General features: G+C 42.7%; 1 protein-coding gene. It reads right to left on the bottom strand.

What is annotated here, in order from left to right; genetic code table 11:
• A partial coding sequence (gene tnpB / locus EYW48_RS21975) for an IS66 family insertion sequence element accessory protein TnpB (protein WP_277433137.1) occupies positions 1–220 on the bottom strand: 220 nt, incomplete at both ends.

Here is a 220-nt window from a genome sequence, read left to right as displayed (position 1 = left end):
AGTTGTCTATTTTTATCGGTTTATGGCCGATTATCGTGAAGCCAGATAACAGTCTATCTAAGTCAAATTGAGTCAGGGTGTAGACCTGCTTTTTCTCTTGAGTGGGCCATTTGAATTTGGCTTTTTCGAGCCGTTTGTACCACAGGGCAAAGCCCGTTTTATCCCAGTACAACACTTTGACTTTGTCGCGTTGTTTATTGGTAAACAGGAATAGCGCACC

This window comes from Vibrio sp. 1180_3 (assembly GCF_029478545.1).
Classification (GTDB): domain Bacteria; phylum Pseudomonadota; class Gammaproteobacteria; order Enterobacterales; family Vibrionaceae; genus Vibrio; species Vibrio aestuarianus.
The sequence above is the reverse complement of the archived record's forward strand: the minus strand, read 5'-3'. Positions and strand labels throughout refer to the sequence as shown.